Source organism: Enterococcus sp. 9D6_DIV0238 (genome assembly GCF_002174455.2).
In the GTDB taxonomy this organism is placed as follows: Bacteria; Bacillota; Bacilli; order Lactobacillales; family Enterococcaceae; genus Enterococcus_L; species Enterococcus_L dunnyi.
On the sequence record NZ_CP147246.1, the window covers coordinates 2,206,621 to 2,223,583 of the forward strand.

Below are 16,963 nucleotides of genomic sequence, written 5' to 3' on the forward strand. Positions count from 1 at the left end.
AAAACGAAGAATGAAAATCTTTTTATGATTTTCATTCTTCGTTTTTTTATTTTTAAGCATATCTGCATCTATCATTTTTGTAAGTTGACATGAAACGACAGGAAACGATATTTTATTTATTATTTTTTGTTATATAATCATTGTTATGGGTTTGCTTTTAGATTTAAAAAAGAGAATTCATAGCTTATTCGTTAGATAAGAATAATAAGTTAAATTTTTTTGTAAAAAAATAAAATATTTCTTGTTTTTAAATCAAACGAGAAACATTTTTATTTGAGAATAAATAATCACAAGCTAAGTACATTGTATGGCTTTGTTAAAAATAAATCAATAGCTTAAAGAGAGAAAGTAATCAATTATTTTATCATTTTTTTACGATTTTTATTAAAAAAATGATAAAACGGGCGGTTTTTCAGTTCTGGAGCGAGTATTTTTTCCCGCCGTCAAATCCGCCGTCACTATTTTATGAAGGGGCATGATCATTATGGCTAAAGGTGAGAATATTTATAAAAGGAAAGATGGACGTTGGGAAGGTCGCTATCCTAAAGGGCGTAAAGAAGACGGCTCGATTCATTATGGCTATATCTACGCACGTTCCTACCGCTTAGTTAAAGAACAATTGATTGAGAAAAAAGCGCAGACAACTGTGTTTTATTTAGGTTCTTCTAAAAAATTTCGCGGAACCCTCGGTGATTGGGCGAATATTTGGCTAAATGATATCATGACGCCTAGATTAAAAGAGAGCACATATGCTAGCTATAGCAATAATCTTCAAATACATATTTTCCCCATGTTAGGACATCGTCCACTAGAAAAAGTGACACCGTTCGATATGGATAAATTAGTAAATCAGCTCTCTAGCTCACTATCTGCAAGTTCCATTCAGATTGTTTTTCGAATTTTAAAAAGTTGCTTGGAAGCTGCCAAAGAACGCGGCTATATCTACTTAAACCCTTGTGAACGGACAATACTGCCTAAAAGCCAAAAGAAAACAGTTCATGCTTTGACACGTAAACAGCAAAAAGCGGTAGAGGCTGAAAGCATGAAGTCAGAAAAAGGATTACCAATTTTATTAGCATTAGAAACAGGGATGAGGATCGGTGAAATCTGTGCATTAAAATGGTCAGATATCGATTTTGAAGAGTCAGTGATTCACGTTCAACGGACGAAACAGCGGATTGCCATGCCGAAATCATCAGAAATGCGTACAAAAATCATCGAGACAGTACCAAAAACAATGAACGCCGATCGATTGATCCCGCTATCGCTCAAAGTTAAAACAGCATTATTGAGATGTAAAGAACGATCTACTTCTGAATTTGTTGTAACAAGCAGTCAAGGTTCTGTTGAACCAAGAACGGTTAGTTATAGGTTTGAACAAATAAAAAAAAGAATAGGCTTATTAAATGTACCCTTCCATGCGTTACGCCATACATTTGCGACTCGGTGTGTCGAATTGGGGGTAAACATTGCAGCGATCAGTTCTTTGTTAGGTCATTCATCAATAAAACTAACCTTGGATACGTATACCAATTCCTTTTTTGAAGAACAACGAGCGGCAATCGATAAATTAGCAGTGCTCTAGATTGGGTGTTTTTTGCCAAAGTAGATTTATTCAGGCTTTTAAATAACAAATGTTATTTAAAAGCCTGAATGTAATGAAGCAACTCACATAGTATATTGGAATATATTTTTCTACGCCGTCAAAATCGTCGTCAAATTGATCAATGAATGCCTGCAGATCAAGAATGGTTCACTACATTTCTCGTTTGATTTAAAAATAAGAATCTTTTATTTATTTAATCAAAGACACTTATTGAAGTCAATTATTCTGATTAAAGGAGGTTTATTTGTTATGTACAAAATTGGAACCACCTTTTATAGAAAGGAGGTGAAAATGAAAAGTGTTAGAGAAAATCAAAAAAGCTTTCTTTGTGGCTATAGTTGCAGGAATTTTATGTGTGCCATTAAAAGCAGAAGCTTTAGGCTATGTTGATGCGCCTCAAAGTATACCTCTAGATCAGATTTTTGTCACACCAAAAGGCGCGAATAGCTATGTTGAAGGAAATAATGTAGTGATCACTGATAAAAAGGCTAGCCAAATCGGAAGTATCTTTTCAACAGAGCAGAATAAAATCGATTTGACTAAAGACTTTTATTCAGAAATGTACGTCTATCTTGATGGAGACGCAGATGGTGTCGCGTTTGTGATGCACAATGATCCTGAAAAACTGATTAACTTTTCAGGCTTAGTTGGGAATGGTTTGTCGATTTATGGGGATAGAGTTATTTATGGTACCCCCAATAAAATCGGTGGACAACAATTGAAAAATAGTTTTGCGATTGAATTTGACACATATTATAACGGCGATAGCTATGACTCTGGACTTAACAAAAATACGGATAAAGGACATATTGCCTATTCTTTTCCAGATAAGCTTTCTTCCTATAAATATACAAGTCCTTATACAACGATTACAGGAATTAACCATTTGGGTCTGCAGTATCCAACGTTTAAGCTTGGAGATGGGCAGTGGCGTTTATTGAAGCTGCAATGGAAAGCATGGAATGCAAGCAATATTGGTGAGCTTACGTATACATTTGGGGATCTAGATCCTGTCACAGTATCAATAACAAAAGATACTTTCGGTACGGATAATGTGTATTGGGGCTTTACAGGATCTACTGGTGCTCTTTCGGAAAAAGCGATCGTTGCATTCAAATCAGTTCCAGGTTTAGTCAACTATACTGAAAATGTGGATTTCATGGATAATAATGGCCAGAAAATTCAAAGTATCACACAAGATTCTGAAGTGACTGTTCATTACACAGGTCAATACAATGGTGGTAAACAAAACATGATAAAACCTGTATTCTCATTTGAATTAGACCAAAATCAGGTCTATCAGCAAGGAACATTTCGTTTAAATGGGGCAGCCGTTACGCCTACTTATATTAATAATACATTGGAGCTTTCGTTAGGAAAAGATCTATCAAGTGCCGACAGTAAAATCGATATTCAGTTTAAAGTAAAGGATACTGAACTGACGACCAGTGCGAAATTAGGGATTACTGCAAAAGCAACGGCTAAAAATGTGATCTCAGAGAAAAAGGTATTCTACGATATCAACTACGACTTGGACCCGCCGGTTGGTCTAGGGAAGCTAACGTTTATTGAACGCGGAGATACACAAGCAATCACTGAAGCGAAAGAGTATGATCCGTTCTTTTGGGATTATCAGGATGATTATAGCTCTAAGGAAAATATCGATATTCGTTTAAAAACAGGACAGGATATTGAAAAGATAGTTAGCGCTGTTGGTCCTAGCAGTTTTATACTGACGCTTACAGACGAAAAGGGAAACGCTCGTGATATAACGATCCCACTCTTTATAGAAGATCAAACAACGGTCAAAAGCAATAAGTATATTATTCAAGGAAAAGATCTCAGTGTAACTGCGAAAGAGTATCCGAAAACACAACAAGATTTAGAGACGCTTATTCATCAAAGAGGAGCACTTAGGCTTTGGCAATACAATGTTGTAGCAGCAAATGAATTAGACAGCACTCAATTGACGTTTTCACTGGGCACGTTGCCCAAACCGCCCGCATTAGCAGGTCCAGGAGTATATCCAATCACCGCATTTTACGGTACTGGTGTAGAGAAAGTAGAAAAGCCATTGAATGTTACGGTGATACAAAGCTTTGCCACCGTTAAAATTAGCTTTGTTGACGAAAATGACCAGCCGATCATTGAAGATTTTTCATTTGAAGCAAATGTATCAGAACAAATCGATTTAACAAAAAATCAGGAACTTTTGGAAAAACTGAATGCTGTAAAAGCATTAAATTATGTCAAAGATACAACACCATCTGATGAGAAGAATCTATTGATTTTACCAGAAGGAGTGTCACGGAAATATACCTTTAAAGGAACGTTATTTATCGAGTCAGCACCGAATACGATCGATTTTGGCGATCAAAAAGTAAGTGGGCAAAATAAAAAATTTACGGATCCAATCTACGATCAACACTTAGTGATCTGGGACAACCGCTCAACGTTAGGTACATGGAAAATAACCTTAAAACAATCGCAGGATTTTAGTCTTACAGGAGATGAGCAACAACGACTTCCGAATGCGTTGAGTTACCAAACGGCGGATGCAGAAAAGATAATCTCTACAGAGGCTCAGGAAGTCTTTCGTTCCAAGCATCAAGCTTCTGGAAAATATGATATCAGCGAAGAGACCTGGGGACCGAATAAACAAGGATTACGCTTTAACGCACCGATAGGCTCTATCAAACAAACTGGAAACTATGAAACGACTCTTACTTGGCAGATCGAAGAAGCATATTGATGGAGGAGAGATTGTGATGAAGCAAATAAATAAGATTCAGTTCGTCCTACTCCCCATCATTTTTCTTGCCCTATCTTTTGGAACAATCAATGAAGCTTGGGCTGTTGAGGAGGGTGGACAAGTACAAACGAATGCTGGTGTTGTTCTGCGTAAGGCTAAAACAACGTCAAGCCAAACGAGTGATTCATCAAATGAACCGCTGACACCGAAAGAAAAACCAGTAGGTCGCCTGCCGCAAACAGGGGATTTAGTAACGATCAGTTTACTCATTAGCGGAGGAATCGTCTTGATTGTCACGCTGTCGTTGCTTTTCTTAAAAGGGAATGCCGAAAGGAGAGGAGACTAGTATGAAAAAAGCAGGTTTATTGTTGGCTTTATCGATAGTCAGCCTGTTGTTGAAGCCGTTAGATACTGCGGCAACGGCAACCTCCTATTCTGGCGATGCGACAGTTCAATTCACTGGGAACCATCCTAAACAAGTGATGGATCCAGAAAATCCCGGAAATCCCGCTGATCCTGGTGATAGTCCCAGTACGGATCGCCAACTGCGTTTTGACTTTGTTCCGCAAATAAATTTTGGAGAAGCGGAAATTAGTGATACTGATCAAACATACTATGGCCATGCACAACTTTTTAAAGATGATACAGGTGCACGCGGAAATTTCATTCAAGTATCGGATTTTAGAGACAAGAGTACAGGTTGGGCGCTGCAGATCAAACAGGAGACACAATTTCAGAATCAATCAGCGAAAAATCAAAAGCTGAAAGGTGCAGTCTTATCGTTTGACCAATCTTGGTCGAATTCATTGAATGATCCAGCAACAGCACCGACTGTTTCTAAAGAAGTCATCCGCCTGTTAAATATTGGAGAAACATACAATTTGGCTGAAGCGAAACCGCAAAAGGGTGAAGGAACGTGGTCGATCATTTTCGGCGCATCTGTGTCGAACGATAAAAATCGAGCAGATACACTGAGACCTAAACTGGATGAAAAAAATAATCCAATACTGGATCCAGCATTTAATAATCAACCAATTTACGAGAATCAAGCCGTCTCTTTATTCATTCCTGCAAAAGGAGCAAAAGAGCCTGGCAACTATCAAACGGTGTTAACTTGGATTTTATCCGAGCTACCATAAATCAAACAATTCTAGGAGGAAACACACATGAAATTCACACACAAATTATGCGCTGCAGCTTTAGTCGCAGCATTTGGAGCAGCTGCAGCATTCCCAACAGGAGCATCTGCTGCTGAGAATCCATTGGAATGGAGCGGTAAAGGAACGATCAACTTCAGCGAAGATGATGGAGAGGATAAACCAGTCGATCCAACAGATCCAACGAAACCAGTCGATCCTGAAAATCCAATCGTTAACCCACCGGTAAACCCTGCTAAAGGGCCGTTAAAAGTGATCGCAGTGACTGATTTAAACTTCGGAAATAACAAAGTAACACCAGCGACAGGAAATGGTTGGGAATATACAGCCGCTGCTGCTGAAGTAGAATACAAAGACGGCGTGAAAGTAGCTAGTCCTAACTTCGTTCAATTTAAAGATACACGTGCAGACAATCAACCAAATAAACACACATTGACTGCTAAAGCGACGACCTTTACGAATACGGATAAAAACGAATTGAAATCTGCTCAATTAAAATTCAATAATATCAAATTAGTCAATGGTGCAGATCAAAATCAAGTAAATGCTGCAGGAGTTCCAGCAACTCAAACGGTTGAAACAGATGGTACAACACCGACGACCTTTGTCACACAAGATGCAGCAGATAAAGGATTTGGTCAATTTATTCTTCAATTCGGTGATGTAGCTGATAATACTGCAGGAGACTCTGTAAAATTATGGGTTCCTTCAGCAGGGAACAAGTTATCAACAAACAGTGGTTATTCTTCAACGATCACTTGGACGATCGCAGACGCAAGATAAATCGAGTCAAATTTTAAGAAGAGAATAAGGCGACGAATACAAATACACTTATGTTTTGTCCTTAGATGCCTGAAAAAAGGGTGGACGGAAGTTGATTACTTCTGTCCGAACCCTGATTCTCTTTGAGAGGAAAGGGCAGTAGTAATGAAAAAATTTTTTTCAATGTGGCTGATCGTTATTCTATACATAGGGATCAATAGTGGCTTTTTATCTATTATTGCTCAGGCATCAGACGATGACGGCAGCAGCTTCACTTACAAAGTAATTCAGCCAGAAAACCAACATAATAAAGAAGTCGGTTATTTCGATTTACGGATGACACCCGATCAGGAACAAACAGTCATAATCAAAATGAATAATAGTTCTGATAAAGAGATCACTGTAAATGTTTCATTGAATAGTGCCAAAACAAATACAAATGGAGTCATCGAATACGGACCGTCGAAATTGGAAAAGGACAAATCACTGAAATATGATTTTGCTGATTTAGTCAAAGGGGATACAACGGTCAAGATTCCAGCAAAGCAAAGTGTGGATTATCCACTGACGATCAAAATGCCGGCAACTCAATTTGATGGTGTGATTTCTGGTGGTATTTATATGATCCAAAAGGGACAAACAGAGGATCAAGAAGCGATGATCAAAAATGAGTATGGTTATTTGGTTGGAATGATCTTAACGGAAACAGACATAGCAATAAAACCATCGCTGCAATTAAATAAAGTTTTTGCAGAACAGCAGAACTACCGCAATGCTGTATTCATCAATTACTCCAACACTCAGCAGGCGTATATCGATAACATGACAGTTGATGTTCAAATTATGGCAAAAGGTTCAGATGAAGTCTTATATGACACCAAACAAAATAAAATGCGGATGGCTCCGAATTCTCAAATCAATTTTCCTGTCTTGATGAATGGTGAAAAAATGGTAGCTGGTGATTATCGGGCACATGTATTGGTCACAACAGACAATGATGGTAGATGGGAATGGGAGCAAGAATTTACGATCACAGATGAAGAAGCAGATAAGTTCAACCAAGAAGATGTGAGTTTACTGCAGGAAAGTCGTGTGAACTGGCCGTTGATCTTAATTTTGGTAGCTGGTGCATTAAGCATGGTTTTGGGGATCTTCTTTGTGGTGCATTTCTTAAATCGGAAGAAAAAAAGAGCGAAGAAAAGGCGCAAAGGAATGAAACCAAGAAAAAAAAGAGCAGAATGACCCAAACAGTTCTTTGATTTTGTTGAATATTGGAGGATAGAAACATGACGATACTGGATGGGCTATTTATTGGGATACTTTCGACAGCTATCCTCTGTATGATTTTCGCTAGTGCCTTTTTTGTCTCTAGTTTCTTTATACGAAAAAAAATCAAGCAGTTAGAACAACGTAAACCTAAAAGCAAGAAAAAAAGGAAGTTTCTTAAAAAGAAGATATTTAAATTACGCAAAAGACGGAAAAAACGACTTCGGTCAGGTCTGATCCTTTTCATGCTAGGAGGGCTTTTAGCGGGAGGGACCGTATTTTCCCGTTATCACCAAGCAACAAATTTAAGTGATCGAGATTCTGATGGGATTGTAGAAGGGTATTTTTTATTAAATAAAACAGAGCAGCAGCTGGCAGCAGTAAAAGAAACGACGAATAAAGAAAAGACAAGTAAAAATTTACGGGAACTGGCTGCTAAATTATCCGGCTTTGGTGTTCGTTACGCAGATCCACGACTTACTTTAGAAGGACAAAAGCTGTTAAATCGCTATTATTCTCAAATGAAAGAGTTGGGATTGAATTTGAATAATCAATCTGCTGAAAGCTTACAAGAAAAAACAATTTATGATGATTATGTAGCAGATATCAAAAAAGTTCAAGCGACTCAAAAAAAGATTTTTGTTTATTTTAACGTCAACGAATCGGCACTTGAGCAAAAGAAATAGTGTTTTAGGAAATGGCTGTGGCTGAAATGAATAGAAAAAGAATAATTCATAAGAAAAATCGTAAACGTCAGAAGCACAAAGAACTTGGAAGAGAAGTAGCGATCACTTTTTTGATCGTCATTTTGATCGGACTATTGCTTTCACGATTTGTATTTTCCTTGCCTGAAAATGTTGGGTATGGAATGATGAACAGTCTAAGGGATGGAGATCGTGTTTATGTCAATCGTTTAGGTAAACTGCGGCGTTTTTCCTTGATTTATTTTAAGCAGCCGGATGGAAAAGGCACAGCCATTCGGCGAATCATTGGCTTGCCGGGAGAACAGGTGCGTTACACCAATGATGATCTGTATATAAATGATCGACTAGTAGTAGAACGTTTTTTACAAAAGTCATTGGCTCAAGCAAAATTGGCTGATGAAGTGATCACAAAAGATTTTGATTCAACTGATATTCTCAAAACGGATGATGGGACCATTCCGGATGGTCACTATCTTGTTCTCGGTGATAATCGTGGATATGCAACAGATAGCCGCTATTATGGAGTTGTTGATAAAAAGAAGATCATAGGAACAGTTGAATTGCGCTGGTGGCCGTTTTATCAAATCAGAAGCTACCGATAAAGGTATCAAGTAAATGTGAATTTTTTCTATGGGAGGAGAAAGTATGTATCGTATTGGTGTGGTAAACTTTGAAGGCGATGCGGCAGAATGGGCGCAGCTACAGGCGCAACTGCCGAATGATTGGGAACTGCATCAAGCAGTTTTGGATAAAGAGACTATTTTTGATCTGCTCATTTTGCTAGAAAACACGCTGGAACAAGTTGGAGCAACTTGCGCTCGATTACTACAGATAAACAAAGAAACAGGTTCATTGATCTGGATTTGGTCAAAGACGCAAAATGAAATGAATCGATTGGTGTATTTAAGACTTGGCGCGGACGGTGTGATGACAGAAAATATAAGTTTAGAAGAATGGACCTTGATCGTGTCCAATGCTTTACGGCGCAAAAAAAATCATCCGCAAAAAATAAGAGAAAAAGAATCAGGTGAAACGAGTAATGATGGGCTTGTTTTAAATATTAAAAATAGAAGTGTCATCGTTAATGATAATGAAGAGGTTCAATTAACGAATCTTGAATATAAAGCGATGGATCTTTTAGTACAGAATATGGGTGAAACAGTTACCTATGAAGAAATTTATAATGCAATCTGGGGAGATCCAGAAAGTGAACACCGGAAGCTATATCGCATCAGTAATTTGATTTTTCATATACGAAAGAAATTCGAAGCTGAGACAGGAACGTCCAAGCCGATCCGAACAGTCCGTTCAAAAGGCTACATTTTGACGTTTGATTGAATAAAAAAAGTTTGAACATACCGAAAGGAATGTGTTCAAACTTTTTTATTTTCCAGAAAGGATGAAAATTTTTCTATTCTATTGTAAAGTTTAGAAGCTTAGAAGACCTGATCAAAAATAATGAAGAAAAATAAACTATTTTGAAACCTTTAGGACAAAGTTGCCGTCTAATAGGTGTAAGGGAGGAGAAAAATGGAAAAAGATTTGCAAATCAAGCTGGTCAAAAAAGCAAAGAAAGGTGATGCGCACGCCTTTGTACAGCTTTGCGAGATGTACCAAGTTGTTTTATATAATGCAGCTTATAAGCTGTTGTTAAATGATGAAGATGTTGCTGATTGTTTACAGGAAACTGAAATTCGTGCTTGGCAGAAAATTACAAATTTAAAAAACGAAGCTGCATTTAACACGTGGATCTTTCGAATCATGGTCAACAGTGCGAAAGATATTTTAAAAAAGAGAGTCAAAGGAATCGAATTCGAAGAAAAGCATGTACAAAACGGAATAGTCGATTGTGAAATACCTGATTTAATCCAAGAATTGAATGCATTATCAGAGAACTATAGAATCCCGCTTGTTTTATACTATTACGCAGGTTTTAGCATCAAAGAAATCTCAGAACAATTAAAAATGTCAACGAACACAGTGAAAACAAGACTGATGCGTGGCAGAGTGAAATTAAAAAATCTATTGGAGGAGGAAAACAATGGATAAAAAAATAATCGATACACTTAAAAACGAAAAAGAAATTCCAAAAGAAGTTATGGAAAAATTGACATATAGTCGAACAGCTATTTTAAATAATAAAATAAAACAAGATAAAAAAATCAAAATAAGCTATATGTATAAAATCATCATTTCAATCGCACTTGCAGCGCTCGCGTTGTTGTTCATCATAACGAAAACGCCTGTTGGTGCAGCAATCGAGCAAGCCTTTGGAATCAGCAAAGATTCTGGTGTTGAAATAGTAGAGAACAATCAGATTCCGACACAACTGGATCTAACAAGCGTTTCTAACGGCAGAGAAATCAAGCTGACAAAATTTGTCTCAACGAAGAAGAAGTATGCGTTTGATTATCAATTTGAACTGAATGATGAAAAATTGAGGGCGTTATTAGAAAAAGATATTGCAGTAGGGAATAGCATGCAGTTTATTGATTTTGGTCTATTTGCTGAAGGAAGTTCAGAAGATTTGTTTGGAGGGGTAACACAATATCCTACTTTCCGCATTGAAGGAAATATGTTTTATGGCTCTGTAGTATCGACATTTACAAGAGAAAAAATCCCTGATGATGCAAAGTTGACATTGGTCATTAATAGATTATGGTGGCAGGATAATGATGATTTCATGGCTGCACAAGCAGCAGCTTTTGCAGATCCGGTTCATCCACAACCGTTTAGCGTAGATACAGCCTTGGAGTATGAGGGAGATTGGCGCTTTGAGATTGAGTATAAACCATTGACACAAACAGCGAAAACGAACATTACGAATATCAACAATATTACTGATATCAGAGTGAAAAATGATGCATTGCAAACGTCTGTGAAATTTATTGCTCCATTAAATGAACAGAGTAATCCGTCAGTAACACTCTTTAAGAACGGTGTCAAAAGTGAAAATCAAGTGGATCAGATGATATATGATCTTGAAAAGGGTGAAATAAACATCTCATTCGATTTCAGTGCACTGGATACAACATCAGTATATACCATTCAGCTAAACGAGGCAGATGATTTTACCGGCGAAGCACTGGAAGAAATTGGTCGTTTTGATCTTCAAAATGAAGCAGGACCGCCTAAATAGAGAAATAAAAAGTTCTGAACCATTATGATTCAGAACTTTTTTGATTTAAGTGATGTATCGACCAGTTGCAATGTTCAGGACTACTCAGATACCCTCTTTATATGATTATGTATACACATGTTCCGTTATTATCTGTTAATTTTTTGCAATAGAAATCAGAGGAGCAAGACAAATCAAGGATTCTTTAGTACAATAAGCAAAGAAAAGCGAAAACAGAGAATCAACTGACAAGAATAAAAGGAGGAATGGACATGAGAAAAACGGCGCAGGTCATTGTTGATGTTCCAACGATGCAGACGGATCAACCGTTTACTTATTTGATTCCTTTAGACTTAGAAGAACAACTTTCAGTAGGAATGCGGGTAGCAGTTCCTTTTGGCAATGGAAATCGCCATTTGCAAGGGTTTGTTCTAGAAATCAGAACCGTTTCTGAAGCTGAAATAGCAAAGCAAACATTTCAATGGAAGGAAATCCTTTCTGTATTAGATTTGAAACCCGTACTAAATACAGAGTTATTAGCCTTAGCAGACTATATGAAGGAAAAAACATTCGCTTTTAAAATCACCTGCCTGCAAACGATGTTACCTAGTGTGATGAGAGCAGATTACCGAAAATACATATATTTGACTGACGAATTAGAAGAAGCAATGCAGGATGAACTATTCTATGGATTAGATGAAATCGCTTGGGAAGATGCACAAGCACGCAATATTTTGCCTCAGCTGATGCAGCTTAGAAAGCTGCAGAAAGTCGATATTCGTTATGAAGTCAATACTAGAAACAAAGTCAAAACGATTCGGCAGATCCAAGCGACCAAAAGCTTTGAACAGCTGGAAGAAGCGCGAATGGCGCTTAGAAAAGGGGCACAAAAAAAAGAACAGCTGATCAATTATTTACAGCAGTTGGGCACAGAACAGCTAACGACCGTCAAAGAAATGAAAGAATTGGGTTTTAGTACAGCTGTGTTAAATGATGGAGCAAAACGAGGTTGGTTGATTTTTGTTGAAACCGAAGCTTATCGTGATCCATTTGCAGATCATACCTTTGAACAAACAACGGCATTATCATTGAATGAAGAACAACAGATCGCAGTTGATCAAGTATTGGGTTCGATGAATCAGGGAACAAGTAAGACCTACTTGTTAGAAGGAATTACTGGAAGTGGTAAAACAGAAGTCTATCTACAAATCATTGCAGAAGCTTTACATCAAGGAAAAACGGCAATGATGCTTGTACCGGAAATTTCGTTGACGCCACAGATGGTCCAACGCTTCAAGAGCCGCTTTGGTGATCAAGTGGCAGTGATGCACAGTGCATTATCTCAAGGGGAAAAATATGATGAATGGCGTAAGATCGAACGCGGTGAAGCGCAAGTAGTAGTAGGTGTACGTTCAGCTATTTTTTCACCGTTAGAAAATGTTGGTGTCATTATTATCGATGAAGAACATGAAGCTAGTTATAAGCAGGAAGAAACGCCGCGATATCATGCACGTGATTTAGCAATTTGGCGTGGGGAGTATCATCATTGTCCAGTGGTTTTGGGGAGTGCGACACCGTCCTTAGAGTCTCGAGCACGGACACAAAAAAATGTCTATGAACGCTTGGTCCTAACGAAAAGAGCAAACCAGACCGCATCCCTGCCGACGATCGAAGTCGTAGATATGAGAGAAGAAGTACAAAGGAAAAACACCTCTTCCTTTTCATTAGCGCTTCAAGAAAAGCTACGGGATCGTATGGCTAAAAAGGAACAAAGTGTTCTATTGTTGAATCGCCGAGGGTATTCTTCTTTTGTGATGTGCCGTGATTGCGGGTATGTTTTACCTTGTCCAAATTGTGATATTTCATTGACTTTGCACATGGATACGAAAACAATGAAGTGTCATTATTGTGGTCATGAAGAACGGATTCCACACCGCTGCCCAAATTGTGACGGGGATAAGATTCGTTACTATGGAACTGGGACGCAAAAGGTAGAAGAAGAATTGAAGCAGTTATTTCCGGAAAGTCGAATTTTACGAATGGATGTCGATACAACTCGACGTAAAGGCGCCCATGAGAAAATTTTGACAGCATTTGGCAACCATGAAGCAGACATCTTATTAGGAACTCAAATGATCGCTAAAGGACTGGATTTTCCGAATGTTACGTTGGTCGGTGTATTGAATGCTGATACCGCATTGAATCTTCCCGACTTTCGTTCCAGTGAGCGAACGTTTCAGCTATTGACTCAAGTCAGTGGTCGAGCAGGCCGAGCTGAAAAACCAGGTGAAGTGATCATCCAGTCTTTTAATCCAGAACATTATGCAATTCAGCTGGCTAAAGCACAAGATTATGAAGACTTTTATCAAAAAGAGATGTATGTTCGTCATCGTGGCGACTATCCGCCCTTTTATTTTACCGTCCAAATCACTGCCAGCCATCCAGAGGAAAACCAAGCAGCAAAGCAGATGTTTGAAATCGTTAAGGAGTTAAAGGCTGGTCTATCTGATCAAAGTATTTTGCTGGGACCAACGCCGAATGCAATCATGCGTGTCAATAATCGTTACTTCTATCAAGTGATCATCAAATATAAGCATGAGCCTAATTTACAGAATATGTTAAAGAAAATACTGACAGATACTCAAAAGGCTACAGCACACGGACTGAAACTATCGATCGATGCAGAACCGATGAATTTTATCTGATGTTGTCTAGGGCTTCAAAAGCTAACTGTTAATCAAAAGAAAAAGACTGAGTACAAAAATGAAGTCAGTCAAATAGAAAGGAATTTTTATGCGCTATCCTATTGTGATACATCCCAATGAACGTTTGATGCAAAAAGCAATGCCGGTCACTATGATCACGGATGAAACCATCACTATTTTAGAAAATATGTATGAAACAATGATTGCTCATGACGGAATTGGTCTGGCAGCGCCGCAAATCGGTAAAAATATTCAACTTGCAGTGATCGAAGTCGACGAGGAAACGGGGTTGTTTGAATTGATCAATCCTGAAATCATTGAAAGTAAAGGAACGGATGTCGATGTTGAAGGCTGCTTAAGCATTCCGGGCACCTATGGAACGGTTGAGCGGGCAGAAGAAGTCACGGTTCGGTATTTCGATCGTGAAGGAGATGAGATCGAAGTAACTGCCTATGGTTATTTAGCTAGAGCTTTTCAGCATGAAATCGATCATTTAAACGGAGAATTATTTATCGATAAGATCATCGAACCGATCAAACCGGAAGATTTAGATGCATATATGGAGGAACATTTAGATGACTAAACTTATATTTATGGGAACACCAGCGTTTTCAGTCCCTATTTTAGAAGGCTTGATCGAAAATGGCTATGAGATCCAAGCAGTCGTGACACAGCCTGATCGCCCAGTAGGACGGAAAAAAGTAATCACGCCAACACCAGTCAAAAAAGCTGCAGTCAAACATGGATTGCTTGTCTTACAGCCGGAAAAAATCTCAGGATCTGCTGAGATGGATAAAATCATCGAACTGGCACCGGATTTAATTGTCACAGCTGCCTTTGGACAGTTTTTACCAGAAAAGATTCTACAAACACCTAAATTTGGTGCGATCAATGTTCATGCGTCTTTACTGCCTAAATACCGTGGCGGAGCACCTGTTCATTATTCTATTATTGAAGGAGAAAAAGAAACAGGCGTGACGATCATGGAAATGGTAAAAAAAATGGATGCTGGGGACATCCTTTCGCAAAAAGCTATTCCGATCACTAAATCAGATGATGTCGGTACAATGTTTGAACGTTTAAGTGTTGTAGGCAAAGAATTATTGCTGGACACATTACCAAAACTCTTAAACAACCAAATCACGCCGATACCTCAGGCAGAAGATCAGGTGACTTTCTCACCAAATATCACAAGAGAGCAAGAACGGATCGACTGGAATAAAACAGCTGAACAAGTAGATAATCAAGTGCGTGGAATGCGTCCTTGGCCGACAGCTTTCACTACGTATAAAGAGAGCAATTGGAAAATTTGGGATGTTACACCTTTAACGGAGACGACAAAAGCTGCTCCTGGAACGGTGGTCAAACGTAGTAAAAAAGAGCTATGGATCGCTTGTGGTCAAGGCACAGTGCTTTCTGTGAATGTCCTTCAGCCCTCTGGTAAAGGAAAACTCTCTGTTCAAGATTTCTTGAATGGCGTAGGTCAAACAGTAGCAGAAGCAGATAAGGTGGGCTGATCAGAATGGGTAAAAAAATACCAGCACGAGTGAAGAACTCCGTACGTTATGTGGCATTGAGAACCATCGAACGTGTGGATAATGGAGGAGCGTACTCCAATCTATTATTAAATGAAATGATCAATAGCTCTGCATTAGGAGAAAAAGACAGTCGTTTATTTACAGAGCTTGTTTACGGCACGATCAGCCGCAAATTATTATTAGAATACTATTTAACACCTTTTATTCAAAACCCTAAAAAGGTCGATAGTTGGGTCAAGAATTTGCTTAGTTTGTCCGTATATCAACTCGTTTTTCTAGATAAAATACCCGATCATGCGATCATCAATGAAGCTGTCGAAATTGGAAAACATCGTGGAAATAGCGGCATCGGTAAATTTGTCAATGGTGTATTGCGGGCGTTTCAACGTGAAGGCGCGCCAAGCTTAGAGAAAATCCAAGATCCTATCAAACGCTTGTCGATCGAGATCAGTATGCCGCAATGGCTGACAGAAAAACTGATCAAGCAATTGGGCGTGGAAGAAACAAGAACGTTGGGCTTATCTCTGTTTGAAAAAAGCCATGTCAGCGGCCGTGTTGATACAAATGAAATCAGCGTTGAAGAGGCATTGGATGAGTTGAAACGTGATCATATCGAAGCTTCAGCGAGTCGGGTTTCGCCTTATGGTGTGGTGGCGGACAAAGGTTTTTTAGCCGGCAGCTATCTATTTGGCGCTGGACAGCTGACCATTCAGGACGAAAGTTCAATGTTGGTGGCACCAGCGATGCAAATCGAAAAAAATCATGTTGTGCTGGATGCATGTGCAGCACCGGGAGGAAAAACGACTCATATTGCTACCTTTTTAGACTCTAAGCAAGGTGGACGCGTAAAATCATTAGATATTCATGATCATAAAATAAAATTGATCAAACAAAATGCAGAACGTCTTCATGTGAAAGAGGTAGTAGACACTGAAAAACTAGATGCACGTAAGGTTGGCGAAGAGTTTCCTGCTGACTATTTTGATCGAATTTTAGTCGATGCACCTTGTTCTGGGTTAGGTTTGATGCGCAGAAAGCCGGATATCAAGTACCATAAATCAGCACAAGATTTTGAACAGCTGCCAAAAATCCAGCTGGAAATTCTGGAAAGTGTTGCCCCAACATTGAAACAATGGGGTATAATGGTCTATAGCACTTGTACGATTGCCGAAGAAGAAAATCAAGAAGTTGTTGCAGCATTTTTAGAGAAGCACCCTGAATTTAAAAAAATCGAAGTGAAAGCCAATGACCTTGTACAGACTGCTGTTAAAGATCAAATGCTGACATTATATCCGCATCAATTAGGGACAGATGGCTTTTTTATTTGTTGTATGCAGAAAGTTTGTTAAACGAGG

At 38.6% G+C, this 16,963-nt stretch carries 15 protein-coding genes; all 15 read left to right on the forward strand.

Features of this window, described 5'->3' with window-relative positions; translation table 11 throughout:
- Positions 1 to 484: 484 nt before the first annotated feature.
- The 15 genes from A5889_RS10265 to rsmB all read left to right on the forward strand — a co-directional run bounded on the left by A5889_RS10265 (position 485) and on the right by rsmB (position 16,957).
- On the forward strand, positions 485 to 1,585 hold the full coding sequence (locus A5889_RS10265) for a tyrosine-type recombinase/integrase (protein WP_087641802.1): 1,101 nt from the start codon (positions 485 to 487) through the stop codon (positions 1,583 to 1,585).
- A gap of 319 nt (positions 1,586 to 1,904) precedes the next feature.
- Positions 1,905 to 4,358 (forward strand): lectin-like domain-containing protein, encoded by a 2,454-nt coding sequence (locus A5889_RS10270; RefSeq protein ID WP_087641803.1) that lies wholly within the window; start codon positions 1,905 to 1,907, stop codon positions 4,356 to 4,358.
- Between the two features lie 16 nt (positions 4,359 to 4,374).
- Positions 4,375 to 4,704, forward strand: coding sequence for an LPXTG cell wall anchor domain-containing protein (locus A5889_RS10275; RefSeq protein ID WP_087641804.1), 330 nt, complete (start codon positions 4,375 to 4,377; stop codon positions 4,702 to 4,704).
- Between the two features lies 1 nt (position 4,705).
- Entirely contained in the window at positions 4,706 to 5,497 is a 792-nt protein-coding gene (locus tag A5889_RS10280) for a WxL domain-containing protein (protein ID WP_087641805.1), read from the forward strand.
- A gap of 27 nt (positions 5,498 to 5,524) precedes the next feature.
- Positions 5,525 to 6,298 carry a WxL domain-containing protein gene (locus A5889_RS10285; protein ID WP_087641806.1) on the forward strand — a complete coding sequence of 258 codons (774 nt, stop codon included), beginning with the start codon at positions 5,525 to 5,527 and terminating at the stop codon, positions 6,296 to 6,298.
- Between the two features lie 144 nt (positions 6,299 to 6,442).
- Positions 6,443 to 7,519, forward strand: a complete 1,077-nt coding sequence (locus tag A5889_RS10290) for a DUF916 and DUF3324 domain-containing protein (protein WP_087641807.1) — start codon at positions 6,443 to 6,445, stop codon at positions 7,517 to 7,519.
- 44 nt (positions 7,520 to 7,563) lie between these two features.
- Positions 7,564 to 8,229, forward strand: coding sequence for a hypothetical protein (locus tag A5889_RS10295; protein WP_087641808.1), 666 nt, complete (start codon positions 7,564 to 7,566; stop codon positions 8,227 to 8,229).
- Positions 8,230 to 8,255: 26 nt separating this feature from the next.
- Complete coding sequence (lepB, locus tag A5889_RS10300) at positions 8,256 to 8,849, forward strand: signal peptidase I (RefSeq protein WP_087642063.1); 594 nt, start codon at positions 8,256 to 8,258, stop codon at positions 8,847 to 8,849.
- Positions 8,850 to 8,892: 43 nt separating this feature from the next.
- Positions 8,893 to 9,585, forward strand: coding sequence for a winged helix-turn-helix domain-containing protein (locus A5889_RS10305; RefSeq protein WP_176372881.1), 693 nt, complete (start codon positions 8,893 to 8,895; stop codon positions 9,583 to 9,585).
- A gap of 192 nt (positions 9,586 to 9,777) precedes the next feature.
- Positions 9,778 to 10,296: an RNA polymerase sigma factor gene (locus A5889_RS10310; RefSeq protein WP_087641810.1), complete on the forward strand. Its 519-nt coding sequence runs from the start codon at positions 9,778 to 9,780 to the stop codon at positions 10,294 to 10,296.
- On the forward strand, positions 10,289 to 11,386 hold the full coding sequence (locus A5889_RS10315; protein ID WP_087641811.1) for a hypothetical protein: 1,098 nt from the start codon (positions 10,289 to 10,291) through the stop codon (positions 11,384 to 11,386). Before A5889_RS10310 ends, A5889_RS10315 begins: the two co-directional genes overlap by 8 nt.
- Before the next feature lie 251 nt (positions 11,387 to 11,637).
- Positions 11,638 to 14,070, forward strand: a complete 2,433-nt coding sequence (priA, locus tag A5889_RS10320) for a primosomal protein N' (RefSeq protein ID WP_087641812.1) — start codon at positions 11,638 to 11,640, stop codon at positions 14,068 to 14,070.
- A gap of 88 nt (positions 14,071 to 14,158) precedes the next feature.
- A complete protein-coding gene (gene def / locus A5889_RS10325) occupies positions 14,159 to 14,653 on the forward strand; it encodes a peptide deformylase (protein ID WP_087641813.1) in 495 nt (164 codons plus the stop codon).
- On the forward strand, positions 14,646 to 15,587 hold the full coding sequence (fmt, locus tag A5889_RS10330; protein ID WP_087641814.1) for a methionyl-tRNA formyltransferase: 942 nt from the start codon (positions 14,646 to 14,648) through the stop codon (positions 15,585 to 15,587). The genes def and fmt overlap by 8 nt, the downstream gene beginning before the upstream one ends.
- Before the next feature lie 5 nt (positions 15,588 to 15,592).
- The gene (rsmB, locus tag A5889_RS10335; RefSeq protein ID WP_087641815.1) at positions 15,593 to 16,957 is read left to right on the forward strand and encodes a 16S rRNA (cytosine(967)-C(5))-methyltransferase RsmB; all 1,365 of its coding nucleotides are present in this window, start codon (positions 15,593 to 15,595) and stop codon (positions 16,955 to 16,957) included.
- The last annotated feature ends 6 nt before the right edge of the window (positions 16,958 to 16,963 follow it).

Coding starts and splice junctions, on each gene's coding strand:
- A5889_RS10275 (WP_087641804.1), top strand. CDS start 4,375: ATGAAGCAAATAAATAAGATTCAGTTCGTCCTACTCCCCATCATTTTT.
- A5889_RS10290 (WP_087641807.1), top strand. CDS start 6,443: ATGAAAAAATTTTTTTCAATGTGGCTGATCGTTATTCTATACATAGGG.
- A5889_RS10310 (WP_087641810.1), top strand. CDS start 9,778: ATGGAAAAAGATTTGCAAATCAAGCTGGTCAAAAAAGCAAAGAAAGGT.
- priA (WP_087641812.1), top strand. CDS start 11,638: ATGAGAAAAACGGCGCAGGTCATTGTTGATGTTCCAACGATGCAGACG.
- A5889_RS10305 (WP_176372881.1), top strand. CDS start 8,893: ATGTATCGTATTGGTGTGGTAAACTTTGAAGGCGATGCGGCAGAATGG.
- rsmB (WP_087641815.1), top strand. CDS start 15,593: ATGGGTAAAAAAATACCAGCACGAGTGAAGAACTCCGTACGTTATGTG.
- A5889_RS10280 (WP_087641805.1), top strand. CDS start 4,706: ATGAAAAAAGCAGGTTTATTGTTGGCTTTATCGATAGTCAGCCTGTTG.
- A5889_RS10315 (WP_087641811.1), top strand. CDS start 10,289: ATGGATAAAAAAATAATCGATACACTTAAAAACGAAAAAGAAATTCCA.
- A5889_RS10295 (WP_087641808.1), top strand. CDS start 7,564: ATGACGATACTGGATGGGCTATTTATTGGGATACTTTCGACAGCTATC.
- A5889_RS10265 (WP_087641802.1), top strand. CDS start 485: ATGGCTAAAGGTGAGAATATTTATAAAAGGAAAGATGGACGTTGGGAA.
- A5889_RS10285 (WP_087641806.1), top strand. CDS start 5,525: ATGAAATTCACACACAAATTATGCGCTGCAGCTTTAGTCGCAGCATTT.
- def (WP_087641813.1), top strand. CDS start 14,159: ATGCGCTATCCTATTGTGATACATCCCAATGAACGTTTGATGCAAAAA.
- fmt (WP_087641814.1), top strand. CDS start 14,646: ATGACTAAACTTATATTTATGGGAACACCAGCGTTTTCAGTCCCTATT.
- lepB (WP_087642063.1), top strand. CDS start 8,256: ATGAATAGAAAAAGAATAATTCATAAGAAAAATCGTAAACGTCAGAAG.